20 protein-coding genes are annotated in these 25,175 nt (G+C 71.8%); 5 read left to right on the top strand and 15 right to left on the bottom strand.

Annotated elements, in window-relative coordinates; all coding sequences use genetic code 11:
* Window positions 1-9: 9 nt before the first annotated feature.
* From M8C13_RS29415 to M8C13_RS29395, 5 genes are all read right to left on the bottom strand, one after another.
* Window positions 10-3,153, bottom strand: a complete 3,144-nt coding sequence (locus tag M8C13_RS29415; RefSeq protein ID WP_252483977.1) for a BTAD domain-containing putative transcriptional regulator — start codon at window positions 3,151-3,153, stop codon at window positions 10-12.
* A 323-nt stretch (window positions 3,154-3,476) separates the two neighbouring features.
* The gene (locus M8C13_RS29410; RefSeq protein ID WP_252483976.1) at window positions 3,477-4,370 is read right to left on the bottom strand and encodes an ABC transporter permease; all 894 of its coding nucleotides are present in this window, start codon (window positions 4,368-4,370) and stop codon (window positions 3,477-3,479) included.
* Window positions 4,367-7,276, bottom strand: a complete 2,910-nt coding sequence (locus M8C13_RS29405; protein ID WP_252483975.1) for an alpha/beta fold hydrolase — start codon at window positions 7,274-7,276, stop codon at window positions 4,367-4,369. The genes M8C13_RS29410 and M8C13_RS29405 overlap by 4 nt, the downstream gene beginning before the upstream one ends.
* Window positions 7,277-7,392: 116 nt before the next feature.
* Entirely contained in the window at window positions 7,393-7,698 is a 306-nt protein-coding gene (locus M8C13_RS29400) for an antibiotic biosynthesis monooxygenase (RefSeq protein ID WP_252483974.1), read from the bottom strand.
* Entirely contained in the window at window positions 7,695-7,973 is a 279-nt protein-coding gene (locus M8C13_RS29395; protein WP_252483973.1) for an antibiotic biosynthesis monooxygenase, read from the bottom strand. Before M8C13_RS29395 ends, M8C13_RS29400 begins: the two co-directional genes overlap by 4 nt.
* A 245-nt stretch (window positions 7,974-8,218) precedes the next feature.
* On the opposite strand from M8C13_RS29395, the gene M8C13_RS29390 reads away from it, so the two are divergent.
* The 4 genes from M8C13_RS29390 to M8C13_RS29375 are packed head-to-tail and all read left to right on the top strand — an operon-like array spanning window position 8,219 to window position 13,011.
* Entirely contained in the window at window positions 8,219-9,217 is a 999-nt protein-coding gene (locus M8C13_RS29390; protein ID WP_252483972.1) for a TerC family protein, read from the top strand.
* A 53-nt stretch (window positions 9,218-9,270) separates the two neighbouring features.
* Window positions 9,271-11,217, top strand: a complete 1,947-nt coding sequence (locus M8C13_RS29385; RefSeq protein ID WP_252483971.1) for a S9 family peptidase — start codon at window positions 9,271-9,273, stop codon at window positions 11,215-11,217.
* Between the two features lie 10 nt (window positions 11,218-11,227).
* A complete protein-coding gene (locus M8C13_RS29380; protein WP_252483970.1) occupies window positions 11,228-12,490 on the top strand; it encodes a glycosyltransferase 87 family protein in 1,263 nt (420 codons plus the stop codon).
* A complete protein-coding gene (locus tag M8C13_RS29375; protein ID WP_252483969.1) occupies window positions 12,487-13,011 on the top strand; it encodes a GNAT family N-acetyltransferase in 525 nt (174 codons plus the stop codon). Before M8C13_RS29380 ends, M8C13_RS29375 begins: the two co-directional genes overlap by 4 nt.
* A gap of 42 nt (window positions 13,012-13,053) precedes the next feature.
* On the opposite strand, the gene M8C13_RS29370 is transcribed toward M8C13_RS29375, so the two are convergent.
* Window positions 13,054-13,710: an RES family NAD+ phosphorylase gene (locus tag M8C13_RS29370; RefSeq protein ID WP_185007609.1), complete on the bottom strand. Its 657-nt coding sequence runs from the start codon at window positions 13,708-13,710 to the stop codon at window positions 13,054-13,056.
* A gap of 62 nt (window positions 13,711-13,772) precedes the next feature.
* Window positions 13,773-14,357, bottom strand: coding sequence for a DNA-binding protein (locus tag M8C13_RS29365; protein ID WP_185007607.1), 585 nt, complete (start codon window positions 14,355-14,357; stop codon window positions 13,773-13,775).
* Between the two features lie 261 nt (window positions 14,358-14,618).
* Between M8C13_RS29365 and M8C13_RS29360 the strand changes: the two genes are divergently transcribed.
* Entirely contained in the window at window positions 14,619-15,875 is a 1,257-nt protein-coding gene (locus M8C13_RS29360) for a glycosyltransferase 87 family protein (RefSeq protein WP_252483968.1), read from the top strand.
* 48 nt (window positions 15,876-15,923) lie between these two features.
* Here M8C13_RS29360 and M8C13_RS29355 read toward each other — a convergent pair whose 3' ends face one another.
* The 8 genes from M8C13_RS29355 to M8C13_RS29320 all read right to left on the bottom strand — a co-directional run bounded on the left by M8C13_RS29355 (window position 15,924) and on the right by M8C13_RS29320 (window position 25,171).
* Complete coding sequence (locus M8C13_RS29355) at window positions 15,924-18,215, bottom strand: glycosyl hydrolase family 18 protein (RefSeq protein ID WP_252483967.1); 2,292 nt, start codon at window positions 18,213-18,215, stop codon at window positions 15,924-15,926.
* Window positions 18,216-18,362: 147 nt separating this feature from the next.
* Window positions 18,363-20,141, bottom strand: coding sequence for a sigma-70 family RNA polymerase sigma factor (locus M8C13_RS29350; protein ID WP_252483966.1), 1,779 nt, complete (start codon window positions 20,139-20,141; stop codon window positions 18,363-18,365).
* A gap of 109 nt (window positions 20,142-20,250) precedes the next feature.
* Window positions 20,251-20,916 (bottom strand): NAD(P)H-binding protein, encoded by a 666-nt coding sequence (locus M8C13_RS29345; protein ID WP_252483965.1) that lies wholly within the window; start codon window positions 20,914-20,916, stop codon window positions 20,251-20,253.
* Window positions 20,917-20,979: 63 nt separating this feature from the next.
* A complete protein-coding gene (locus M8C13_RS29340; RefSeq protein ID WP_252483964.1) occupies window positions 20,980-22,248 on the bottom strand; it encodes an aminotransferase class I/II-fold pyridoxal phosphate-dependent enzyme in 1,269 nt (422 codons plus the stop codon).
* A gap of 18 nt (window positions 22,249-22,266) precedes the next feature.
* Window positions 22,267-22,764 (bottom strand): OsmC family protein, encoded by a 498-nt coding sequence (locus M8C13_RS29335; protein ID WP_252483963.1) that lies wholly within the window; start codon window positions 22,762-22,764, stop codon window positions 22,267-22,269.
* 299 nt (window positions 22,765-23,063) lie between these two features.
* The gene (locus tag M8C13_RS29330) at window positions 23,064-23,453 is read right to left on the bottom strand and encodes a VOC family protein (RefSeq protein ID WP_252483962.1); all 390 of its coding nucleotides are present in this window, start codon (window positions 23,451-23,453) and stop codon (window positions 23,064-23,066) included.
* 12 nt (window positions 23,454-23,465) lie between these two features.
* Complete coding sequence (locus M8C13_RS29325; protein WP_252483961.1) at window positions 23,466-24,302, bottom strand: carbohydrate ABC transporter permease; 837 nt, start codon at window positions 24,300-24,302, stop codon at window positions 23,466-23,468.
* Window positions 24,299-25,171, bottom strand: coding sequence for a carbohydrate ABC transporter permease (locus M8C13_RS29320; protein WP_252483960.1), 873 nt, complete (start codon window positions 25,169-25,171; stop codon window positions 24,299-24,301). Before M8C13_RS29320 ends, M8C13_RS29325 begins: the two co-directional genes overlap by 4 nt.
* Window positions 25,172-25,175 lie beyond the last annotated feature (4 nt).

Below are 25,175 nucleotides of genomic sequence, written 5' to 3'. Positions count from 1 at the left end.
GGTGCGGGGTCAGGGCAGGGCGGCCAGGAGGGCCGTTGACTGTTCGATGCCCAGGGGGTGGCCGCGTTCGGTGAAGACGGCCAGGGCCGCCTCCGCGGCTTCCCTCGCCGCTGACAGCTCGCCCTGTGCCTGGCGGACCAGGGCCACCGTGTGCCAGGCCTTGCCTTCCAGGACGCCGAAGCCGAAGCGCTGGGCGACGGTCAGGGCGTTGTGGGCCATGGCGGCGGCGGGGGCCAGCTCGCCCATGGACAGGTGGGTGAGGGCGAGTTCGGTGCTGACGGTGACCTCGCCGACGCGGAACTCCGCCTGGCGGATCATGGACAGGGCGCGTTCGCCGTGCTGGATGGCCTCTTCGTCCCTGCCGAGCAGGCGCAGGCACTGCGACATCGTGTTGAGCAGCTCCACCGCGACCACGCCGAGGCCGGCCTCGGTGGCCACCCGGTGGCCCTGCCGGCACAGGAGCAGCGCGCCCTCGTGGTCGCGCTGGGCGGAGCGCTGCTGGGCCAGGCCGCGCAGGGCCATGGACTCGATGTAGGCCATCTGGAACTGGGCGCCGAAGTCGCGGGCCTCGGTGTTGGCGGCCTGGGCCTCCTCGTAACGGCCCAGCTCGTGCAGGGCGCAGCCCAGCTCGATCAGGCCGAAGGCCTCGGCCAGTGGGGACTTGGCCTTGCGGCTGAGCTCCACGGTGTGGGTGGCCAGGGACAGGCAGCGGGCCAGGTCGCCGCGGGCGTAGGCCACACCGGTGATGCCGGAGAGGACCAGGGCCTGGTTGGGCAGGTCGTTGAGCTCCTCGAACACGCGCAACGCCCTGGAGTGGTGGTCATCGGCCTCGTCCAGCTGACCCCGGTCCCAGCGCAGCAGGCCCAGGATGTGCAGCACGCTGGCCTCCGAGGGCACGACGCCCAGGGTGCGGTAGCCGCTGAGCGCGGACTGGCAGTGCGCCTCGGCCCGGCCGGACTCGCCGAGGCTCCAGTAGGTCTCGCCCAGGATGTCGTGCAGCACCGCCATGGCCAGGGTGTTGCGCTCGGCGGTGGCCGCGGTCAGGGCCGCGTTGATGGCGCCCAGCCAGCCGGGGAGCAGGCCGCGGAAGGTCATGGCGCAGCCGCGCAGCGCGTCGGCCAGCAGCCAGGCGCCGTCGTGCGGGCCGTGCTGGGCGGCGTGGTGGATGGCCGCGATCAGGTTGGCGCGCTCGTCGTCCAGCCAGGCCATCGCGGCGTCGGTGCTGTCGATGGCCACCGGACCGGCGAAGTCCTCCGCCCACAGCGCGGTGCCGACCAGCTGCGCCAGGCCGGGTCCGAGCAGCTCGACCGCGGCGCTGGCGTGCCGCAGGTACCAGCCGATCAGGCCGCGCACCGCCCGGTCCCGCTCCTCCTGGGTGCGCTCGGCCTCGATCCGTTCCCTGGCGTACTGCCGCAGCAGGTCGTGGCAGCGGTAGCGGCCCGGCCCGGACTGCTCGACCAGGCTCGCGGTGCGCAGCTCGGCCAGCCGCTGCCTGGCCTGCGCCTCGGACAGTCCGGCCAGCGCGGCCACCGCGGGCGCGGTCAGGTCGTCGCCGGTCATCAGGCCGAAGCAGGCGAAGACGTGCGCGGTCTCCGGTTGGAGCGCGCCGTAGGACAGGCCGAAGGTGGTGCGCACCGCGGCCTGTTCGTCGCCGTGCACGGTGAGCCGGCCCATCAGCCCGTCGGAGCCCAGTTCGGCGACGAACTCGGCCACCTCCTGCTCCGGGTGCACGGCCAGGTCGGCGGCCGCGATCCGCAGCGCCAGTGGCAGGTGCGCGCAGCGGCGGGCCAGTTCGGCGGTGGCGGCCGGGTCGGCGGCCACCCGGTCCGCGCCGATGATCCGGGACAGCAGCCGCACCGACTCGGCGGTGGGCAGCACGCTCAGCGTCAGGGTGCGGGCGTCGTCGAAGGCGGCCAGCCCGCGCAGCGCGTCCCGGCTGGTCACCACCACCGCGCAGCCGGGAGTGGCCGGCAGCAGCGGCCGGACCTGGTCCGCGCTGCTGGCGTTGTCCAGCACGATCAGCACCCGCCGCTCGGCCAGCAGCGAGCGGAACAGGCCGGCCTGCTCGTCCAGCTCGGCGGGCACCCGTTCGGCCCGCACGCCCAGCGCGCGCAGGAACCTGGCCAGCGCCTCGGTCGGCCCGAGCGCGGGGCCCTGGGCATAGCCGCGCAGGTTCACGTACAGCTGCCCGTCCGGGAACCGGTCCCGGACCTGGTGCGCCCAGTTCACCACCAGGGTGGTCTTGCCGACCCCCGCGCTGCCGGTGACCGTGCCCAGCGGACTGCCGCTGTCGAGGCCGTCGAGCAGCCCGTCCAGCCAGGTCAGCGCGGCCTCCCGGCCGGTGAAGCTGCCGGTGGCCGGGGGCAGCTGGCGGGGCACCACCAGTTCCGGGCCAGCCGGTTCGGCCGCGTGCAGCAGGCTGGGATCGCCGCGCAGGATCCGCTGGTGCAGCTCACGCAGCTCCAGCCCCGGCTCGATGCCCAGCTCGGCCCGCACCACCGCGCGGGCCTGCCGGTACGCCGAGAGCGCCTCGGCCTGCCGGCCGGCCCGGTAGAGCGCGAGCAGCAGCTGCGCCCACAGCTTCTCCCGCAGCGGGTCCTCGCCGAGCAGGCCGCGCAGCACCGCGGTGGCCGCGTCGTGCTGGCCGGCGGCCAGCATCGCCGCCACCCGCACGTCCTGCACCAGCCAGCGCTGGTCCAGCGCGGCCGCGGCGGCCGAGCGGGCCTGGTCGGTGTCCAGCTCGCCGAAGGGCGTGCCCTGCCACAGCTCCAGCGCCTCACCGGCCAGGCGCAGCGCCAGCTCGGCGTCACCGGCGCTGAGCGCGGCGCTGGCGTTGTGCAGCAGCTCGCTGAAGACCGACAGGTCCAGCGCATCCGGCGGCAGGTCCAGCCGGTAGCCGCCGGGCTGACTGGAGATGCGCAGGTCGGGGTGCAGCTGGCGGCGCAGCTCCCAGACGTAGGTCTTGAGGTTGCCCGGCGCCGAGCGGGGCGGCTGCTCGCCCCACACCGCGTGCACCAGCGCCTCGGTCGAGACGGTGGCGCCCGCGTGCAGCGCCAGGGTGGCCAGCACCAGCCGCTGCTTGCGCGCGGCCAGGTGCACGGGCTCCCGGTCCGGCCCCCTCGCCGTCAGTGGACCGAGCACGTGCAACAACATCCACGGACCCCCAGTGGACTCCCGCTGGACCGGCGCTGGACCGGTCCGGGGCATCCTGTTCATGGTTCGGCACGGGCTCGCCCGGCCACCCGGGGTGGAGGACTCGTAGGTGGCCAGCCGGACCGTTCTGGGGAGGACGGGTGGCCCTCGGCAGGTCGCGATTCCTGACTGGGGGTCACCGCCTCATCTGGACCAGCCTAGGCGCGCAGGCGCTGCAACAGGGGGTGTTGCACAAGATCTCCAATGCTGGGCTGTGACGCGAACGGCGTGCGGAGGGGCCTCCGCACGCCGTTTCCGTCTGCCCGGCGCCGCGCCGGTCCCGCTCAGCTGGTGATGTCCTTGGTGGCGAACCGGCGGGCCGCCAGCATCAGGAACACCGTGCCGTAGACCAGCGCGGACAACACTCCGCTGGCCATGCCGGTCCAGTCGATGTCGGTGCTGAGCAGGTCGGCCCAGGCGAAGGAGTAGTGCGTGGGCAGGTAGTTGCGCAGGCTGCCCAGGTCGGTGATCTGGTCCAGGATCTGCGAGACGATGGAGACCAGCGCGGCCCCGCCGACCGCGGACAGCGGCGCGTCGGTGGACACCGACAGGTACAGCGCCAGCCCGGCCACCCAGAACAGGTGGATCATCAGGTACAGCATGGCCAGCCCGAGCGCGCTGAGCCCGTCGGCCAGCGCCACCGACTCGCCGGTGGGCGTGACCATGTCGCCGCCGCCGTAGAAGATCAGCCCGACGATCAGGGCCATGCCGGGCAGCACGATCAGCCCGGCGATGGCCAGCATGCCGGAGACGATCGCCTTCTGCCGCAGCAGCCGCCCGCGCGGCACCGGGATGGCCAGCAGGTACTTCAGGCTGGACCAGGAGGCCTCGCTGGCCACGGTGTCGCCGAAGAACAGCGCGACCACGACCACCAGCAGGAAGCTGGAGGAGGCGAACAGCGCGAAGGTGACGAAGTTCTGCCCGCTGGCGGTGGCCAGGTCGACCAGGCCGCCGGAGCGGCGGGCGTTCTGGCTGGCACCCAGCTCGAAGGCCAGCAGCAGCACCACCGGCAGCACCGCCAGCAGCGCCAGGGTGACCTGGGTGCGGCGGCGGCGCAGCTGGCGGGCCAGCTCCACCCTGATCGGCAGCGTGCGCGAGGCCTTGTAGCCCTCGATGGAACCGTCCGCGGCGACCTTGCGGTCGGTCAGCGGGTGCGTCACAGCCGTTTCCTCGCTCACTGCACGGTCTCCTCTCCCACCAGCTGGAGGAACGCGTCCTCCAGCCGTCGGCGCGGCCCGACCTGCTCGACCGCGACCCCGGCGTGCACCAGCGCGTTCACCGCCACCGAGCGCGGCAGCGCGCCCAGGTCGGCGTGCACCGTGCTGCCCTCGGCGCTGACCTCGCCGACGCCGTCGACCGCCTTGAGCGCGATCACCGCGTCGGAGGGGTTGTCCACCCGGAAGCTGACCTCGCCGCCACCGGCCACGATCTCGGCCACCTCGCCCTCGGCGACCAGCCGTCCCCGGTGCATGACGACCACGTGGCTGCAGGTCTGCTCCACCTCGGCGAGCAGGTGGCTGGAGACGACCACGGTGCGGCCGGTCTCGGCGTAGCGGCGCAGCACGTCGCGCATGTGGTGGATCTGCGGCGGGTCCAGCCCGTTGGCCGGTTCGTCGAGCACCAGCAGGTCCGGCAGGCCGAGCATGGCCTGGGCGATGGCCAGCCGCTGCCGCATGCCCTGGCTGTAGGTGCCGACCTTGCGGCGCACCGCGGTGCCCAGCCCGGCGATCTCCAGCGCCTCGGCGAACCTGGCCTCGGCCACCGGGCAGCCGGTGGCGGCCCAGTACAGGTGCAGGTTCGCGGTGCCGGACAGGTGCGGCAGGAAGCCGGAGCCCTCCACGAACGAGCCGGTCCGGGACAGCACCGGCGCGCCGGAGTGCACCAGGTGCCCGAACACCCTGATCTCGCCCTCGGTGGGCTGCACCAGGCCCATCAGCATGCGCAGCGTGGTGGTCTTGCCCGCGCCGTTGGGACCGAGCAGGCCCAGCACCTGACCGCGCTCGACGGTGAAGGACAGCCCGTCGACCGCGGTGAGCTTGCCCGGGTAGGACTTGGTGAGGTCGCGGATGACCAGCGGGGTCTCCAGCAACTCCTCGTCCACGTCGTCGGCCCGGCGGCGGCGGATCGCGGCCACGGCCGAGGCGATCAGCGCGACCGCCAGCACCCCGCCGATCCCGGCCAGCGTGCCCCACGGGACCACGCCCGCCGAGCGCTGGCCGGGCACCAGCGGCACCGCCAGCGCGTTGTCCCCGGCCAGGCCGACCCGGTAGACGGCGGGGTCCACGCTGGGCGCGTAGGACTGGTCAGTGGTCGCGGCCACCACCATCAGCCGGTTGCCCTCGGCCACCGGGCGGACCACGCCGGGCAGGGTCACGGTGACCTCGACCGGGCTGCCGTCCTGCGGCAGGCCCTTCACCCGGACCGGGGCGACCGCGCCACCGGCCAGGGTCCGCTGGCCTTCCTTGGCGACCTCGTAGAGCTTGACGAACAGCACCGCCTCGCCGGGGTTCGGCTGACCGGGCACCCCGCTGACCTTCAGCCGCACCTGCGGCGCGCCCGCGATCAGCACCTGCTCGGTCACCGGCTCGGAGCCGAAGGCGGCGAACTGGCCGGGGATGTCCACCGCGAGGTTGGTGGCGATGGCGCTGCCACCGCTGCCGCCGCCGACCCGGCCGCTGAGGCCGGGCACCGCGCTCAGCGCCGCCGGGTTGCCGCCCGCCGGGTTGAGCACCGGCTGCTCCGGCCCGGTCAGGGCGATCTTCTGCTGCTGCACCGGGGCGTTGTCCGGTCCGGCGAGGCCGGGGTAGTTCGACGCCGAGACGGTGCGCACCGCGGGTGCGCCGGTGCGCCGGAACGAGCCCTGCACCGCGTACTCGAACTCGGTGCCGGGGTCCGCGCCGCGGCCGGCCAGGTGGAAGTCGAACCACTGGCCGATCTCCGCGCGCAGCGCCGGTCCCGGCGCGCCGCCGTCGTGGCCACCGGCGTACCAGACAGTCTTGACCTTGCCGCCGGCCGCGGCGATCTGCCGGGCGTTGGCGTCGGACTGGTCCAGGCCGAAGAGGGTGTCCGCCTCGCCCTGGACGATCATCGAGGGCACCGTGATCCGGTTGGTCACGCTGGCCGGGGAGGAGCGGTGCAGCAGGTCCACGGTGGCCTGGGAGGCGCGGCCGGTGGTGGCCGCCTCGCGGTAGGCCGCGCACACCTCGGGCCGGAACCGGCCGCAGGTCAGCTCCTGCCCGCGCGGCTGGCCCTCACCGGGCTGGCCCACGCCCTGACCACGGTCCTGGCCTTGGCCCGCGTCACCGGCGCCGGGCAGCGGTTCGGGCTGGCTGGTGGTGCTGCTGCCGGGTTCGGGGGCCTCGCCGCGCGGTTCGCCACCGGCCACCGAGGCCGGGCCGAGCCCGGCGGAGAAGAACAGTCCGGCCCAGGTCCGCTTGAACACCCCGTCGGTGCCGAACGCGCCTGCCGCGGGAGTGCCCGCGGCCAGCGGCTGGGTGGACCCGGCGTTGGGCAGCAGCGCCTGGCCCAGGTCGTTCCAGGTGATCACCGGCGCGATCGCGTCCACCCTGCGGTCGTAGCCGGCCAGCATCAGCGCGAGCGCGCCGCCGTAGGAGCCGCCGGTGACGCCGACCTTGGGGTCGTTGTCGCCGTCCTTGGTCACCTCCGGCTGCCGGGACAGCCAGTCGACGAGCTGCTTGGCGTCCTCGACCTCGTACTCCGGCGCGTTGAGCGCGATCTGCCCGGTGGAGGCGCCGAAGCCGCGCGCGGAGTAGGCCAGCGCGACGAACCCGCGCTCGGCCAGCTCGCGGGACTCCTGCGCGACGCTGTTCTTGTTGCCGCCGAAGCCGTGCGCGACGATCACCGCGGGGGCCGGCGTCCGCTCCGGCAGGTACAGGGTGGCATCGAGCTGGACGGGCTCGTCCTTGCGCGGTCCGTCCACCACGTCCAGGCGTAGCTCGCGCTGGCTGACGGCGGGCTTGACCTCGTCACGCTGGGACCACCAGAAGCCGCCTGCCGCGATCAGCAGCAGGGCGACGACAGCGAGCAGGGACCATGTCCTGCGGGCACGGGAGGGCCGGGGCACAACGCCAAGTTATGCCAACGTTGGTCAGGGGAGTGTGTGGCCCAGCCGAATCGGTATAGATCCGGTGTGCAGGGGGAAACCGCAACTCTGTGGGTCCGGCGCGGGTGAGATGTCGATCACCGGGTGATCAGTCCGGTGAGGTCCTCGGCGTGCTCCACCCTCGGCGGCTCGCGCAGGTGCTCGCTGACCGCGTCCCGCCAGCGCAGGAACGCCTCCGAGCGGTAGAAGTCCTCGGTGTGCGCCTCCAGCGAGGCCCACTCCGAGAGCAGCACGAACCGCTCCGGCGCGGAGGTGCAGCGGACCAGCCGGGCGGAGTGGCAGCCGGCGGCGGCGAGCAGCTCGGGCAGCGCCTTGTCCACCGCGATCAGGAACTCCGCCTCCGCGCCCGGCACGACCAGCAGTTCGGTGATGGTCAGGATCACGGCGCACCCGCCGGGTCGAACAGCTCGATCAGCGGCGGGGCGGCGAACAGCGGGGTCAGCTCCGGCGGCCACTGCCGGGTGGGCGCAGCCGAACGGGTGATCGTCTCCCACTCGACCAGCAGCACGAACCGGCTCGGGTTCTCCAGGCCCCTGGTCAGCCTGGCCGAGAGGCAGCCGGGTTCGGTGAGCAGTCGCCGCACCGTGACCTCGGCGAACGCGGTGAACCGCTCCTCTGCGCCCGGACGGAGCAGGAGCTCGGTGATCTCCAGCACCATGGGGGAGATCTTTTCACCCCAAGGGGGCCTCCAACAGTGCCCCGGATCACCCCTACTGGTGGACTTCAGGGTCCACATGAGAACGTTACACCGCTTGGAGGGGAGTATTCCTTCGCGGCGACATCGTCATCACGGCCGTCCCCAGTGACGTCCCGGTGCCGTCGACCGGCCTCTGGTCCGGTGGAAGAGACCTCCGGTCAGTGGCGTGTGTCTGGTGGCGTGTGCCCATGAACCGGAGGTGAACTGTGCTCGTCCCCGCTTGGCTGTGGATCGCAACTGTGGTCGGACTACTGGCCCTGATCGCGATCGACCTCGTGATCGTCGACCGCAAACCGCACGAGGTGACGGTCGGGGAGGCCTCCCGCTGGGTCATCTTCTACGTGGCCGCCGCGGTGCTCTTCGGACTAGGGCTCTGGTATTTCTCCGGATCCCAGTACGCCGGGGAGTTCTTTGCCGGCTACATCACCGAATACTCGTTGAGTATCGACAACCTGTTCGTGTTCGTGATCATCATGAGCACGTTCGCGGTCCCCTCGATCCACCAGCACAAGGTGCTGCTCATCGGCATCCTGTTGGCACTGGTCATGCGCGGCGCGTTCATCGCGGCAGGCGCGGCGCTGATCGAGCAGTTCAGCTGGATCTTCTACATCTTCGGTGGCTTCCTGCTCTTCGTGGCCTACAAGCAGGCGCGGCAGGGCGAGGGCAACGAGGAGGAGTTCAAGGAGCCCAAGCTCGTCGGCTACGCCCGCAAGGTGCTGCCGGTGACCAAGGACTACCAGGGCGCCAAGTCCTTCGTGAAGATCGACGGCAAGCGCTGGGTCACCCCGATGTTCATCGTGATGCTGGCGATCGGCCTGACCGACCTGCTCTTCGCGGTCGACTCGATCCCGGCGATCTTCGCGCTGACCAAGGAGCCGTACCTGGTCTTCACCGCCAACGCCTTCGCGCTGATGGGCCTGCGGCAGCTGTACTTCCTCATCGGCGGCCTGCTCAACCGCCTGGTGTACCTGCACATCGGCCTGGCGGTCATCCTCGGCTTCATCGGCTTCAAGCTGGTGTTCGAGGCGCTGGCCTCCAACAACCTGCCGTTCCTCAACGACGGCAAGCCGATCGAGTGGGCCCCGCACATCGGCATCGAGGTCTCGCTGCCGTTCATCATCGGCGTGCTGATCATCACCACCGTGGCCAGCCTGCTCAAGACCCGCAACGACGCCAAGAAGGACGAGGCGACCGCCGCCAAGTGACGGCGAACTGAAAGGCTCGTGGGAAGGTCCTCCGGGCGGGTAGCTTGGCCCGCATGCGCCCGGAGGATCTTCCTTTTCTGCGAGTTCCCGGTATCCCCGCCCTGCACGGCGACCACCTGGTGGTGGCGGTCTCCAGCGCGGACGTCGCCGCCGACGCCTACCGGGGCGGGCTGTGGCGGGTGCCGCTGGCCGGCGGCACGCCGAGGCGGATCAGCACCGGGCTCGCCGACACCCAGCCGAGGATCTCCCCGGACGGCAACTGGCTGGCCTTCCTGCGGGTGGCCGGTGACTCCGGCACCGAGGCCAGGCCGCAGCTCTACGTCATGCCCACCGCCGGTGGCGAGCCGGTCCGGCTCACCGAGCTGCCGCTGGGCGCCGGTGTGCCCGCCTGGGCGCCGGACTCCGGTTCGCTGGCCTTCACCGCCAGGGTGCCCGAGCCGGGCCGCTACGGCACCGCCAAGGGCGTCGGGCCCGAGGCCGAGCCGCCGCGCCGGATCACCGGCCTGACCTACCGCTTCGACGGCATCGGCTTCCTCGGCGACCGACCGGCCCAGGTGCACGTGGCCGTCCTGCCGGGACCCGATGGCGCGACCACCCCGCCCCGGCGGCTCACCGAGCTGACCGTGGACGCCGCCGACGTCAGCTTCACCCCGGACGGGCGGCACGTGCTGTTCACCGCCCACCGCGCGCTCGGCGCGGAGGGACCCACCTTCCACACCGACATCTACGCGGTCCCGGTGGCCGGTGGCGAGCCGGTGCTGGTGGTGCGCACCGAGGGCTCGGCGGAGTACCCGGTGGCCGACGGGGACACCGTGTACTTCCTCGGCGAGCACTTCCGGCCGGGCCGCTGGGTCGCGGTCAACCCGGGCCTGTGGTCGGCCCCGCTGCGACTGGACGGCGAACCGGAGCATGTGCTACGGTTGACCGAGGCGGAGTCGGTCGCGGTTGAGCGGGCGCCCGGTCCGCCCGTGGTGGTCGAGGGTGGCGTGCTGGTCGCGGTGGCGCACCGGGGCGCGGTGCAGGTCCGCCTGGTGCCCTCGGGCGCCAAGGAGGCGCCGCTGACCGAACTGCCGCTGCTGGCCGGCGAGCGGGCCGCGGTGCTCGGCTTCACCGCGCACGGCGGGCGCGCCGTCGCGGTGGTGTCCACTGTGGACAACCCCGGCGAGGTGGTGCTGCTGGGCGAGAACCCGGTGACGCTGACCGACTTCAACGCCGAGCTGCGGGCCAAGGGGCTGCGTGGCTGGCGGGAGATCGAGACCACCGCGCCGGACGGCTACCCGGTGCACGGCTGGGTCATGCTGCCCGAGGGCGAGGGCCCGCATCCGGTGCTGCTGTCCATCCACGGCGGCCCGTTCCGCTTCTACAGCTGGGGCTTCTTCGACGAGGCCCAGGTCTACGCGGACGCCGGGTACGCGGTGGTGCTGGGCAACCCGCGCGGCTCGGCCAGCTACGGCGAGGCGCACGGCGCGGTGGTGGCCGGCACCGGCCTTGGCGTGGCCGAGGACACCGGTGACCTGCTCGCGTTGCTGGACGCGGCCCTGGAGTCGCCGGAGCTGGACGCGGACCGGGTGGGCGTGATGGGCGGCTCCTACGGCGGCTTCATGACCGGCTGGCTGGCCGCGCACCACGGCGAGCGCTTCCGCGCGGCCTGGAGCGAGCGCGCGCTCAACGCCTGGGACTCCTTCGTCGGCTCCTCCGACATCGGCTGGTGGTTCGCCGACGCCTACGGCAAGGACGAGGAGACCCGGCGCAGGCAGAGCCCGCTCACGCACGCGGACAAGATCACCATCCCGTTCCTGATCGCGCACTCCGAACAGGACTGGCGCTGCCCGGTGGAGCAGGCCCAGCGGATGTTCGTGGCCCTGCAACGCAACGGCACGCCCTCGGAGCTGCTGCTCTTCCCCGGCGAGGGGCACGAGCTGACCAGGAGCGGGCGGCCGAAGCACCGGGTGCAGCGCTTCGACGCGGTCCTGGAATGGTGGTCCCGCCACCTGCTCTAGGGTGCCGGTCGTGACCAGCTTGTCCGAACGCTCGATCGGCCGGATACCGCACCTGGGCCGCTGGGCCGCCCTCGCCCTGGTCGGCGCGGTGCTGCTGCACGGGGCGATGTTCCTGCTCTGGCCCAAGGCCGCGCCGGTCGGGGTGGACATGAACATCTACCGCGCCGGCGGCCTGGCCGTCTGGGAGGGCAGGGCGCTCTACCAGGGGCCGGTGACCTACCAGAACCTGTTCACCTACCCGCCGATCTCGGCGCTGGTGTTCGTGCCGCTGACCGTGCTGCCGATCATCCCGCTGGTGGTGCTCACCCTGCTCGCGCACTTCGCGCTGCTGGTCCTGGTGGTGCGGCAGTGCTGGCTGCTGCTGGGCTACCGGGCCGACCGGACCGCGTGGCTGGTCTCGGTGCTGGTGGCCGGGTTCGCGCTGTGGCTGGAGCCGGTGTGGCTGACCGTGGCGCTGGGCCAGGTCAACCTGCTGCTGATGCTGCTGGTGCTCTGGGACGCCCGTTCGGTGCGCGCGGGCTCGCGCTGGCAAGGCGTGGGCATCGGGCTGGCCGCCGGGTTCAAGCTCACCCCGGTGATCTTCATCGCCTTCCTGCTGGTCACCGGCCGGTTCCGGGCCGCGGGCACGGCGGTGCTGACCTTCCTCGGCACGGTCGCGCTCGGCTTCCTGGTGGTGCCCGCCGACGCCTGGCAGTACTGGACGAGCACCTTCTTCAACGCCAATCGGATCGGCGACCTGGCATCCAGCAGCAACCAGTCCCTGGCCGGCACGCTGGCCCGTTTCGCGGGCACCAACCAGCCGGCGAGCTGGCCCTGGCTGCTGGCCGCGGGGCTGGCCGGGATCGCCGGGTTCGCGGTCGCCTGGCAGGCGCACCGGCGCGGGGAGACGCTGCTGAGCTGGACGGTGGTCGGGCTGACCGGCTGTGCGGTGTCCCCGTTCTCCTGGGAGCACCACTGGGTGTGGTTCGTGCCGCTGCTGGTCTTCGCGCTCAACCTGGTGCTGACCGGGGAACGCGCCCTCGGCCTGCCGCTGCTGGCGGGCGGGTACCTGCTGGCCTTCTGCTGGTTCACCCAGTGGACGCCGTTCGGGTCCTCCCAGGAACCGGGCAAGGGCCTGTTCTCCTGGGACTCCGGTCCGTTGCAGGTGCTCACCCGCAACGTGTTCATGCTGATCTTCGTGGGCGCGTTGGTGCTGGTCACCGTGCACTTGCGGCGGGAGAGCGGGAAAATGCCTGGCCTGGAGCCGGTGCCGTCCCGCAGGCTCTTGTCATGACATGGACGGTGCGCCAGGCAGAACCGGCGGATGCGGCGGAGATCGCCCGTATCAACGTGCTGAGCTGGCAGTACGCCTATCGAGGCATCGTCGCTGACGAGCTGCTCGACCAAATGAGCTCGCAGCGCCGGGCCCCCGGCTGGGAAACCTGGCTGAGCAGGCCAGGAGCGGACACGGTCTTCGTCGCCGAGGACCGGACCGGCCGGATCGGCGCGTACTGCGCGGTCCGGGAGAACGAGAACGGGACCGGAGAACTGGTCGCCCACTACGGCGACCCGAAACTGTGGGGCACCGGCGCGGGCCGCGCGGTGCACCACGCCGGGCTGCGGCACCTCGCCGCGCTCGGCCACACCCACGCCGAGCTGTGGGTGTTCCAGGCCAACATGCTGGCCCGCAACTTCTACCGGGCGCACGGCTGGCGCCCCGACGGCGCGGTCCGCGCCGACTGCCTCCAGGAGCAGGAGATCCCCACCTGCCGCTACCGGCTCAGGTTGCCGAGCTACCTGCCCCGCACGGCCTGATTCCAGCCCAGTGGCCCCGGCCTCCCCGCCGGGGCCCTTTCCTCAGCCGAGCAGGGTGTAGTTGAGCTCCTCGCAGATCCGGGCCAGCGGCAGGTCCAGGCCCGGGTGGTCCAGCGGCAGCAGCACGTCCGGCGCGATCGGCAGCGCGCTCATGCCCGGCGGGTCCCACAGGCAGATCGCCGGGTTGCCGGTGTCCATCGAGGAGCGGTACCAGAGCCCGTCCAGTTCCGGGTAGGCCGCGCGGATCGCCCTGGCCCAGGCCTGGGTGCGGTCCTTGGGGCCGGTGCTGATCGACTGCGAGGCGCCCGCCCTGGTGGGCCAGAGGCCGGAGAGGTCCAGCAGGCGCAGCGTGCGGCGCGGGCGCAGCACCACCAGGTGCGGGCTGCGGGTGCGCCGGTCCACCGTGGAGGTGGCCTGGTAGACCTCGGCGACGCTGGTGCGCACCGAGAGACCGAAGTAGAGCACGCCGTGCTCGTGGGTCTCGATCGGGCGGCCGTCCAGGGTGGCCGGGTGCGGGTCGAACCGGGCGTGCGGGAGCGGTCCGGCGTACCGGAAGGAGTTCCACCGCTGTGGGTGGGTGCCGCCCGCGGCGAAGATGCGCACCAGACGGGTCGCGCGGTGTACGGCGACGACGTCCTCGGTTCGGCGCAGCAACGCTTGCAGCGCAGCCGGAGTCGGCGGCGGAGGAAGCCGGGCCAAGTCGTGTGTCCTGTTCGCTGGTCTCGCGTGAAGTCGCTTACCTGGGTGGTCTCAGTGGACCATCAGGCCGGCGTCCCCAGCGTCGAGGCCAGCGTCGCGACCCGGCGCGGGTCACCACCGGCAAGCAGCCAGTCGCGGGGGGAGGTCGGCCGGTCGCCGAGCAGCAGGTCCTCCTGGGGGGTCGTCATGAACGCCGCGACCACCATCTGGGGCTGGTCGGCAGGCACCTTCGCCAGCACCATACCCAGACCGGGCAGCACCCCGCTGTCGGTGAACTGCCAGGCGGGCAGTCGCCAGCCGCCGCGGTCCTTCCACCCGGTGAGCCGACCGGCGCTCACCCGGTGCCGGATCCGGCTGGTGTCCACGCCCACCCGTTCGGCCGCTTCGGCCACGGTCATCGCGGAGTCGCGCAGCACCGCCTGGGAGGCCACCGCCTTCGCCCTGGGGTCGCGCTCGCCGTCGGCCCTCGGGCTCAGGTCGACCCCGACCGCGGCCAGCGCAGCGCGCTGATCAGCGGAGAAGTACGCCCCGGGGTCCGGGTGCGGCGGTGCCAGCTTGCGTGCGGCGTCCTCCACCAGGGACAGGAACTCGGTGGCGGTGACCCGCAGTCCGGCTCTGGCCAAGACATCCTCCAACGCAATGCTCATGCGCACAGAGTAGCTCATGTGTGCGCAAACGTGCGCTTTCGTCGCTGAGGAGAACTAGTTTCCTAGGCCAACCGTGAGTGGGTAGATTACGGCCCGTGCACGGCACCTCGTGGGAAAGTCACGCATCCTGTCAGGGTCCCATGACCCGCGGTGTTCCCGCGGTCACAACTACGTGACGGGCCAGCACGGCGACCATGACGCGGGTGTGAAACCGGTGTTGGGTACCCTCGCCCGGAGTAGCAGCGCCGCCAGAAGTTCGGGGTGAGGGACATCTCCAAGGTCAACATTTCAGCGTCGAACGCCGCGCCCGCCTGGCGTCTGCCAGCCGCGGTCGCCCTGATGCTGGCCGCGGGGTTCGGTCTCATCACGTTGTTCAACATCGGCAAGCCGTTCTTCTACCTCGACCTGCAGGTCTACCGCGCCGGCGGGCTGACCTGGCTGAACGGGCTGAGCCTGTACGAACCGAGCTTCCCGCGCCCGTTCCACCTGGACTTCCCGCTGCCCTTCACCTACCCGCCGCTGGCCGCGGTGCTGTTCGCGCCGGTGGGCCTGCTGCCGTTCTGGGTGAGCGCGGTGCTCTTCGCGGTGCTCAGCCTGCTGGCCCTGTTCGGCACCGGCGCGATGGTGGGCAGGCGACTGGGCCTGGAGCCCCGCACCGCGTGGTACGTCGCCTCGGTGATCGGCCTGGCCTGCGTGGTGCTGGAGCCCATCCGCGAGACGCTGATGTTCGGCCAGGTCAACCTGATCCTGATGGTGATGATCGCGGCCGACTGCCTGATGAAGAAGACCCCGTGGCCACGCGGCATGATGATCGGCCTGGCCGCCGCGATCAAGCTCACCCCACTGGCCTTCCTGCTGTACTTCCTGGTCAAGCTCCAGTGGCGGCCGATGTTCGTCGCGGTCGGCTCCTTCCTCGGCTTCGGCGCCCTCGGCTTCCTGCTCTCGCCGGGCAACTCGGTGCAGTACTGGTTCCACACGCTGATCGACCCGGGCCGCATCGGCTCGCCGGTCTACGCCAACAACCAGTCCGTGCGCGGCGTGATCTCCCGCATCGGCCTGGACTCCTCGGTGCTGTGGCTGGTCCTGGCGCTGGCGATCGCCGCGGTGGCCGCACTGGCCGTTTACCGGCTGCGCGCCGCGGGCCAGGACCTGCACGCGCTGCTGGTGGTGGCCACCGCCGGCCTGCTCGCCTCACCGGTGTCCTGGTCGCACCACTGGGTGTGGATCGGCCCGGTGGTCGTGCTGCTGGCGGTCAAGATCGCCCAGACCGCGGCCGCCAGGGTCCGCCTGCTGGCCATCGGCCTGCCGCTGGCGCTGATCTTCGGCTTCGGACCGCACCAGTACCTGCCCAAGGGCGAGGACCAAGAGCTGAAGTGGACGCTCGGGCAGAACCTGCTCGGCAACAGCTATGTGCTGGTGGCGCTGGTGTTCATCGTGGTGAGCTGCGTGTACGCGCTGCGGCTGACCAGCCCCGCCGAACCCCCGCCGCTGCAGGCGGACCCGGCGCGGGCGGCCTAGCTCGCTGGCGGCGGAGGCGAGCCGGACCGGCCCGCCCCCGCCGCGTGCTCAGCGCAGCCCGTTGTCCAGCGCCGTGGTGAGGGCTCCGTTGCCGGTGTCCCCGGACATCTCCCACACCATCGCGCCCAGCAGGTTCTTGCTCTTCAGCCAGGCCGTCTTCTTGCCGATCGACCAGGCGTCGTCGAAGCTCCACCACTGGCCGTTGTTGCCGGTGTAGCCGTAGGTGGACACCGACTGCTCATCGTGGTGAATCGTCATGCCGGGCACGCTGGCGAGCAGGTTGCTGTAGCCCCTGGTGCCGGCCTCCTCGGCGAACTGGCCTGGCGCGGCCCCGTTCGCGGCCTGCCACTCGCCCTTCTTGCCGCCGTCGGTGACCTGCTGCCAGCCGCGGCCGTAGTAGGCGAAGCCGATGGTGAGCTTGCGGGGGTTCACCCCGGCCTTGAGGTAGTGGTTGACCGCGTTCTCCACGCTGAAGTGGACGTTGTACGGGTCCTCGGTGTCGGTGTACAGGTTGCCCTGGTGGCCGGTTCGTTTGGGCTCCCAGGAGTTGTCGCTGCCCGCGCCGTGGAAGTCGTAGCCCTGGACGTTGGCCATGTCGAGGTACTTGAAGACGTGGTCGGGTCCGGAGATCTCCCAGCCCGCGTCGACCTTGGCCGGGTCGGCGGGGGTGAAGGCGGTCAGCTGGTACTGCTTCTTGGTCTGCTGGCCCAGCGCGTCCAGCTGCCGCCGGAACTCCGCCACCAGCAGGGTGTTGTTGCGCTTGTCGTTGGGGCTGATGTGGTTGCCCGCGTGCCCTTCGGCGCCCGGCCACTCCCAGTCCAGGTCGATGCCGTCGAAGATGCCCGCGGCCGAGCCAGGGCCGCCCGCGCCGTTGTAGGTGGGCAGGTTGCCCTTGATGTAGATGTCGAGGCAGCTGCTGACGAACTTCTTGCGGGCCGCGTCGGTGGCGGCCACGTCGGAGAAGTACTTCGAGTAGGTCCAGCCGCCCAGTGAGATCAACACCTTCAGGTGCGGGTGCTTGGCCTTGAGCTTGCGGAGCTGGTTGTAGTTGCCGCGCAACGGTTCCCAGCCGGTGTCGGCCACCCCGTCCACCGACTGCCCGGCGGCGAACGGACGGCTGTAGTCGGCCTCGGCGTCGCCCGCCCCGTCGCCCTGGTTCGGGTCCTGCGGGTCGGCGCTGGTGCCCTTGGTGACGCCCTGCAGACAGGTCAGGTTGACCGGGTCGATGTTGGCGAAGGCGTAGTTGATGTGGGTCAGCTTGGCTGCGGCGCCGCTGGTGTCCAGGTTGCGCACGAAGAACTGGCGGCCATAGATGCCCCACTGCACGAAGTAGCCGACCCTGGCGTGTTTGCCGTTGCCGACCAGGTCGTCGGTGGTCACCGCGACCTCGTTGCTCAGCGCGGACTGGTTGTCGTAGTTGTCCCTTGCCCGCACGGTGAACCGGTAGGCGGTGCTCGGCGACAGACCGTCCACAGTGGACGCTGTGCCGGTCACGGTCGCGGTATATACACCATCGCGATATATGTCGTAGTTCGCGATACCCGAGTTGTCGGTGGAGGCGTTCCAGGCCAGCGCGACGCTGGTGGAGGTCTTGCCGGTGCTGCGAAGGTTGCCGGGCACGGTCGGCGGCTGGGTGTCGTCGCCGGGGTTGTTGGTGCGCACGGTGACCGCCGCGCTGGCCGGGGAGAGGTTGCCCCTGGTGTCGCGGGCCTTGACGGTGAAGGAGTAGTCGGTGTTCGGGGTCAGCCCGGTCACCGTGCCGGAGGTCCCGGTCACCGGCACCACGCCGGCGCCGCCGGTGATCTCGTAGCCCGCGACCGGGAAGTCACCGGCCACGGAGGCGGTCCAGGCCAGGGTGACGGTCTTGGTGGTCTTGCCGGTGCCGCGCAGGCCGGTCGGGGCCTCCGGGCCGCGGTCGGCCGCGCCGTCGCACTTGTTGCCGTTGATCCGGCAGTTCGCGGGCGCCCCGGTCCCGGTGAGCTGGAACGTCGGGCTGTACGGCTCGGTGGTCGCGCCCGGGTTGACCCTGGCGTTGTAGTGCTCGTGGTCGATGGTGACCCGGTTGCCGGACACCGTGGTCTTGCCGTACCAGGTGTTGCTCACCGTGGTGCCGGCCGGCAGGTCGAACTCGATCTTCCAGCCGGTGATCGCCGCGGCGGTGGGGTTGCTGATGACGTACTTGCCCTGCCGGTCCGCGCCGGAATAGGTCGCGGTGAGCCCGGCGGCGGCGCTGGCCGCGGGGGCGAGGGCGGTGAGTCCGAGCAGGGGAAGGAGCAACAGGGCCGTGCCGGCGGCGAGCGCCCGGCGGCTCCTGGCGAGGGCGGAGCTGATCCTGGACATGGTTCTCCCTCACAGGGATTCGCGCGCGCTCGGCGGAGCGCGCGGCGGAACTGAAGAACCAGCGGCGGATCGGAGTTCCCGACGTTGCACCGAAGTTAGGACGACCGGCCACGGACGTCAATGGGTCTAGACCATTCGGGTCCGGGCTCAGAAGCCGAACCGGCTACCCACCCGCACCGGGGCCACCGGCGCGCGCAGGTCCCCGGCCGACACCGTCCCGGACACCTCGCCCCCGGGGCTGAACACGCTGACGTGCAAGGAGATCCGCACCGTCACCTGGGCGCCCGGGGCGAGCGCTCCGCTGACCGAGCACACGGCCACCCGGCCCTGCTGCGCGCACCGGGTGCCGTCGCCGCCCCGCGCGATGACCCACTCGGGCAGGGACAACCGGACCCGCACCGGCTCGGAGGCGGCGGTGCCGAGGTTGCGCACGGTCAGCGAGTACCGCGCGGTGCCACCGGGATGCGTCCGGGTGGACTCGGCGCTGGCGACCAGCCGGGCCTGGGCCGGCGGCGGGGGAGTGGTGGTCGGTGGCGGGGTGGTGGTGGGCGGAGGCGTGATGGTGGTCGGGGGAGGCGTGGTGGTCGGGGGAGGCGCGGTGGGGGTTGCGGCGCTGGTCGGCGTCCGGGGTGGGAGCGGGGTGGTGGGTGAGGTGGTGGGAGTCGGCGTGGGTGGGGTGGTGGTTGACGGAGGAGTGGCCGGGGGTGGTGGGGTGGTGGGCTGGGTGGAGGGGGCCACGCTTGGTGGGGTGGGGAGGGACATCAGGGGGGTCTGGACCCGGGGCTGGGCGGCTTCGGAGGGTTGGGCGGCGAGCGCGATGCTCACCGCGCCCACTCCGGCCGCGACCGCGACCAGCGCCGACCAGGACTGGCCCAGTGGGCCGCCAGCCCCGCCCGCGCCTGCCCCACCGCCGGACCCGCCAGCCCCGCCCGCGCCGCCGCCGGAACCGCCGGCCCCGCTCGCGCCGCCGGCCCCGCCCGCGCCGCCAGCACCGCCGCCCGAACCGCCAGCGCCCCCGCCGCCCGCGATTCCGTTGCCGCCCGCGCTGCCCGCACTGCCCGCTCCGCCCGTGCCAGCCGCGCCGCCGCTCGCTCCGGCCGCGCCCGCGCCGGCCGCCCCGCCGAGCCCGCCGTCGCTCGCCGCGGCCGCCAGATATCCCGCCGCCCCGGCACCCAGCACCAACGGCCCAGCCGCCGCCCGCAGCGCGCCGTTGAGGTCCACCAGTTCCGCCGCCAGTGCCCGGCACTGCTCGCAGGTGTCCAGGTGCGTCTCCACCTGCGCCGCCTCGCGCTTGGACAACCGGCTCCTGGTCCAGGCGCCCAGTCGCTCGACCGTGGCGCGGCAGCGGCCGTTGTCCGTGTCCGCCAGGTGGACCTGCAGGTAGGCCTGGCGCAGGCCCTCGCGGGCGCGGTAGGCCAGTGCGGAGACGCCGTTGGGGTTGAGGCCGAGCAGGGGCGCGACCTCTGCGGGGTTGTGGCCCTCGATCTCGGTGTACCAGAGCACCGCTTGCCAGCGTTCCGGCAGCCGCTGGAAGGCCTTGGCGGCCAGTGAGCGCTCGATGTCCTCGAACACACTGGCCTGGGTCTCCACCTGGTCCGGGACCTCGCCCAGGTCGTCGCTGAGGGTGACCGGCTTGGCCCGCCGGTGCCGTTCGTAGGCGATGTTGCGCAGGGTGGTCAGCAGGTAGGACCGGAACGCCAGCTCCGGGCCCTTGCCTGCCCGCAGCGCGTCCAGGACCTTGGTGAACGCCTCGGCGACCAGGTCGTCCACCTCGCTGGCGGCGCTGGCCAGCTGGCGGGCGAAGGCGGTCGCGGAGCCGACGTGCCGCCGGTACAGCTCGCCGTAACCGTCGGTGACACCGGCCCTCACCATGGTGATCAGCTCAGCGTCGCTGGGCACCTCGGCTCCTGGGGGTGTCTCCGACATTGCTCGTCCTCCGAACGGGGGCAGGGTCCGCCTGAGTGGGTGACCCCGTTCCCCCGGGTTCATGACGCGAACCCGGGGGACTGCGAGCTAAGTCATGCCGGAGCGCGGGCTAGCCGGCGATCGTGGCGACCGCCTCCTGGACCGGGGTATCGCCCGCGGTGAGCTCCACGGTCAGACCGGCGGTGGCGGGGGTGTCCAGCAGGGCGAGCAGCACCGCGGCCACATCGGCCCTGCTGACCTGGGTGGGTTCGACCTTCGCCGCCAGGGTGACCAGGCCGGTCGGCTCCTCGTTGGTCAGGGTGACCGGGCGCAGGACGGTCCAGTCCAGGTCCCGGCCGCGCAGGTCTTCGTCCGCCTGGCCCTTGGCCCGCAGGTAGTCGGCGAAGCTGGCCGGGTAGTCGCCCTGCGGGTCGGTGTCCGCGCCGTAGGAGGAGATCATCAGGTACCGGCGCACCCCGGCCCGCTCGGCCGCCTCGGCCAGCAGGGCGGCCGCGCCGAGGTCCACGTTCTGCTTGCGGTCGCTGCCGTCGGCCGACTTCTTGCCGCCCGCGCCCGCGGCGAAGACCACCGCGTCCGCCCCGGCCAGGCAGGCCGCCACCTGCTCGACGGTGGCCGACTCCAGGTCCAGCTCCACCGGTTCGGCCCCGGCGGCGCGCAGGTCCGCGGCGTGCTCGGGGTTGCGGATGAGCCCGGCCACGCTGTCGCCCCTGGCGGCGAGCAGGGCTTCGAGCTTGAGGGCGATCTGGCCGTGGCCTCCGGCGATGACGACGCGCATGCGGCCAAGGCTAATCCGGCCCGCCCCGGTGCGCCGGACGCGACCGGGGCGGGAGCCGGGGGATCAGTTGCCGCTGAGCTTCTCCACCGCGGCCAGCAGCACGCAGGTCACCACGCCCTCCATGGCCAGCGCGACCTCGCGGATCTCCGGGAAGGTCGGCGCCAGCCGGATGTTGCGGTCGCGCGGGTCGTTGCCGCCGGGGAAGGTGGCGCCCGCCGGGGTCAGCACGATGCCGGCCTCCTTGGCCAGTTGCACCACGCGCTTGGCGGTGCCGTCGAGCACGTCCAGGCTGATGAAGTAGCCGCCCTTGGGCTTGCTCCAGGTCGCCACCCCGGTGCCGCCGAGGCGCTTCTCGAGCATGTGCAGCACCATGTCGAACTTCGGCGCGATCACCTCGCGCTGCTTGACCATGTGCGCCAGCAGGCCGTCGGTGTCCTTGAGGAAGGCCACGTGCCGCAGCTGGTTGACCTTGTCCGGGCCGATGGTGCCGAAGCTCTGGTTCTTGGTCAGCCAGGCCACGTTCTCCGGCGAGCCGCCGAAGAAGGCCACCCCCGCGCCGGCGAAGGTGATCTTCGAGGAGGAGGCGAAGATGAAGGGGCGGTTGGGGTTCCCGGCCTCGGTCGCCAGCTCCAGCACGTTGGCGATCTCGATGGACTCCTCGGTCAGGTGGTGCAGCGCGTAGGCGTTGTCCCAGAACAGCCGGAAGTCCTTGGCCGCGGCCGGCATCGAGGCCAGGCGGCGCACGGTGTCCTCGGCGTAGACCGCGCCGGTGGGGTTGGCGTACTTGGGCACGCACCAGATGCCCTTGATCGAGGCGTCCTGTGCGACCAGGGGCTCCACCACGTCCATGTCGGGGCCGTGCTCGGTCATCGGCACCGGCACCGCCTCGATGCCGAACTGCGCCAGCAGCGAGAAGTGCCGGTCGTAACCGGGCACCGGGCAGAGGAACTTGACCTGCTGACCCACCCACGGCTCACCGTCGACCGGGCCCTTGAGCAGTGAGAACACGATGGCCTCGTGCATCACCGCGAGGCTGGAGTTGCCCAGCGCCAGCAGCTGCGGCACCGGCACGCCCAGCGGACCGCTGAAGATCTCGCGCAGCTCCGGCAGACCCAGCAGACCACCGTAGTTGCGGGTGTCGGTGCCCCCGGCGGAGAAGATGTCCTTGCCCGGCAAGGTGAGCAGCTCGTTGGCCAGGTCGAGCTGCTCGGCGGCGGGCTTGCCCCTGGTGAGGTCCAGCTTCAGGTTCTGCGCCTTCAGCTCCTCGTAGGCCTTGCGCAGATCGGCCAGGGGGGCGGGCAGCTCGCCGGCGTCCAGCTTGGTCAGTTCCATGCCCCGCATTTTCCGCGCTCAGCGCAGCTCGGTGCCCACCGGGGTCTCCGCGCGGAAGAGGTCCAGCACCGGGGAGTGCCGGTCGACCTCCTGGCGCAGCAGCTCGTAGCGCTCCCTGGCCTCCGGCCCGTCCAGCCGGACCCGCACCGTGATGCCGGTGAACCCGGGCCTGGTGTGCTCGGTGAGCCCGAAGAACCCGCGCCGGTCCAGCTCCCCGGTGACCTCCACCGACACCGAGCTGAGCCGGATACCCAGTCGCGCGGCCCAGAACTGGTAGGTGAGGACCTGGCAGGAGCCCAGCGAGGCCAGCGCGTACTCCACCGGGTTCGGCCCGGCGTCCGCGCCGCCGCGGGCCACGCACTCGTCCGCGGTCTGCTCGTGGCCGCGGATGCGCACCCGCACCCTGGTGTCCGTCCCGGCGACCACCGCGCAGTGCGCGTCGAAGACCGCCCCGGCGTGGTACGGATCCTCGGCGACCGCGCTGCGCGTGGCCTCGAAAACATCGGTCAACGACATGGCGGCACTCCCGGGGGAATTGAGCGAATACCGAATCGTGCTGACCGCGACGACGCCCGGTCAAGGTGCGGCAAGGCGCGGCGGCCCGCGAGAAGGTCAGGCAGCGGGAGAGCGGCGACAGGCCATGGCCGTCACACGTCGCAGGTCGACGTGGATACGGGACACCAGGAGGGTCACGGTGCCGAGGCTAGCAGCGCCCCGGGGTGACCGGCGGAAAGCGCCCACCATGTGAGAGGAATTCCCCCACCCGGTCGAAAAACATTCTCCGGGCTATTTCGGGTGCCCGCGAATCGCTTTTCTCATTCGTCAGCGGGCGGCCGGGTGTCTTTGCGGATCGGGTGCCCTTCCGGCACCTCCACCAGCACGATCCGCACCCCGTCCGGATCGCTGATCCACATCTCGTGCAGGCCCCACGGCTCGCACTTCGGCTCGCGGGTGATCTCCACCCCGCGCCCGGCCAGCTCCCGGTGCGTGGCCGCGAGGTCGCGCACCTGCAACCACAGCGCGAAGCCACCGCCGCCGCCCTCACCGCCGTGCCCGGAGACCTCCAGGTAGCCCTGGCCGAGGAAGAACACCGTGCCGCCGGGGAACTCCCGCGCGATCGCCAGCCCGAGGGTGTCCCGGTAGAACTCGGTGCTGCGCCGAGGATCCCTCGGTCGCAGGATGACGCGGCTGTTGATCGGGTGCACGCCGGACCTCCCTCAGCCCTTGATCCCCGCGCTGGTGATTCCCCGCACCACCTGCCGCTGAAACACCAGGAAGAACAGCAGCAGCGGCAGCCCGCCGAGCAGGCTGGAGGCCATCACCTGGGCGTAACGCAGACCGTAGCTGCTCTGCACCGAGGCCAGGCCGACCGGGATGGTCATCATCTCCGGGTCGGTGGCCACGATGAACGGCCACAGGAAGTTGTTCCAGGTGGTGACGAAGGTGAAGATGGCGACGGCGGCCAGCGCCGGACGGGCCAGCGGCAGCATGATGCTCCAGTAGATCCGCCACCGGCTCGCGCCATCCACCAGCGCCGCCTCCTCGACTTCCCTCGGCACGCCGTCGAAGAACTTCTTCAGCACGAACACCATGGCGGGCAACACGATCTGCGGCAGCACCAGGCCCCAGTAGGTGTCCACCAGGCCGAGCCCCACCAGCTGGCTGAACAGCGGCACGATCAGCACCTGCGGCGGCACCACGATCCCGGCCAGCACCACCCACAGCAGCACCCGGCGGCCGCGGAACTCGGTGCGCGCGAAGCCGTAGGCGGCCATGCTGGCCAGCAGCACGGTCAGCAGGGTCACCAGCACGCCGACCACCAGGCTGTTGGCGAACCAGCCGAGCAGCCCGGTCTCGGTCAGCACCCGGCCGAAAGCTTCCAGTGTCGGGCGTTCCGGCAGCCAGCTAACCGGGATCTTGGTGGTGTCGGCCTCCGGTCGCAGCGCGGTGGACAGCGCCCAGCCCAAGGGCAGCAACCACATCAGCGCCAGCATCAGCGCCACCGAGAACCGGGCGGTGCGCGCGGCCGGGCGCTCCCGGTCGAAGGCGCTCACGTGATCCGCTCCTGCCTGGCCCGCAGGATCCGGAACTGCACCACGGCCAGCAGCAGGATCAGCGCGAAGAACAGGTAGGAGATCGCCGCGGCGTAACCCACCCGGAAGTTGGTGAACCCGCTCTCGTAGATGTACTGCACGATGCTGCGCACCTCGGGGTTGGTGCCGCCGGTGAGCAGGTAGACCTGGTCGAAGACCTTGAGCGAGGCCAGGATCTGCAACACCAGCACCAGCACGTGCGTGCGGCGCAACAGTGGCAGCGTGATCGAGCGCAGCCGCGCCCAGCCGCCCGCCCCGTCCAGCGCGGCCGCCTCGTGCAGCTCGCGCGGGACCTCCTGCAGCCCGGCGAGGTAGAGCAGGTAGTTGAAGCCTGCCGTCCACCAGACCGTGGTGACCACAATGGACACCATCAGCACGCCGTTGTCGCTGAGCCAGCCCACCTCGCCAAGGCCCAGCCACACCAGGGTGTCGTTGATCAGGCCGAAACCCGGTTGGTAGAGCCAGGTCCAGATCAGCACCACCACCGAGACCGGCAGCACGTACGGGGCGAAGAAGGCCAGCCGGAACAGCCAGGCGGCGGGCAGTTTGCGGTGCGTCAGCAGGGCGAGGCCGAGGCCGATGGCCACCAGCGGCGGGGTGCTGAGCAGGGTGAAGACCAGCGTGTTCCACAGCGACCGCCACACCGCCGGATCGCCGAACAGCTCGGTGTAGTTGCCGAAGCCGACCCAGGCGTCCGAGCCCGCGCCGGTGATGCTCTGGTTGGTGAAGCTCATCTTCAGCCCGAGCAGCAGCGGCAGCACCAGGAACGCCAGGTACAGCAGCAGGAACGGGGCCACGAACCAGAAACCGGACCACTGACGGCCGCGCACGGCA

Source organism: Crossiella sp. SN42 (assembly GCF_023897065.1).
GTDB lineage: Bacteria > Actinomycetota > Actinomycetes > Mycobacteriales > Pseudonocardiaceae > Crossiella.
This window is presented reverse-complemented; position numbering and strand designations above follow the sequence as displayed.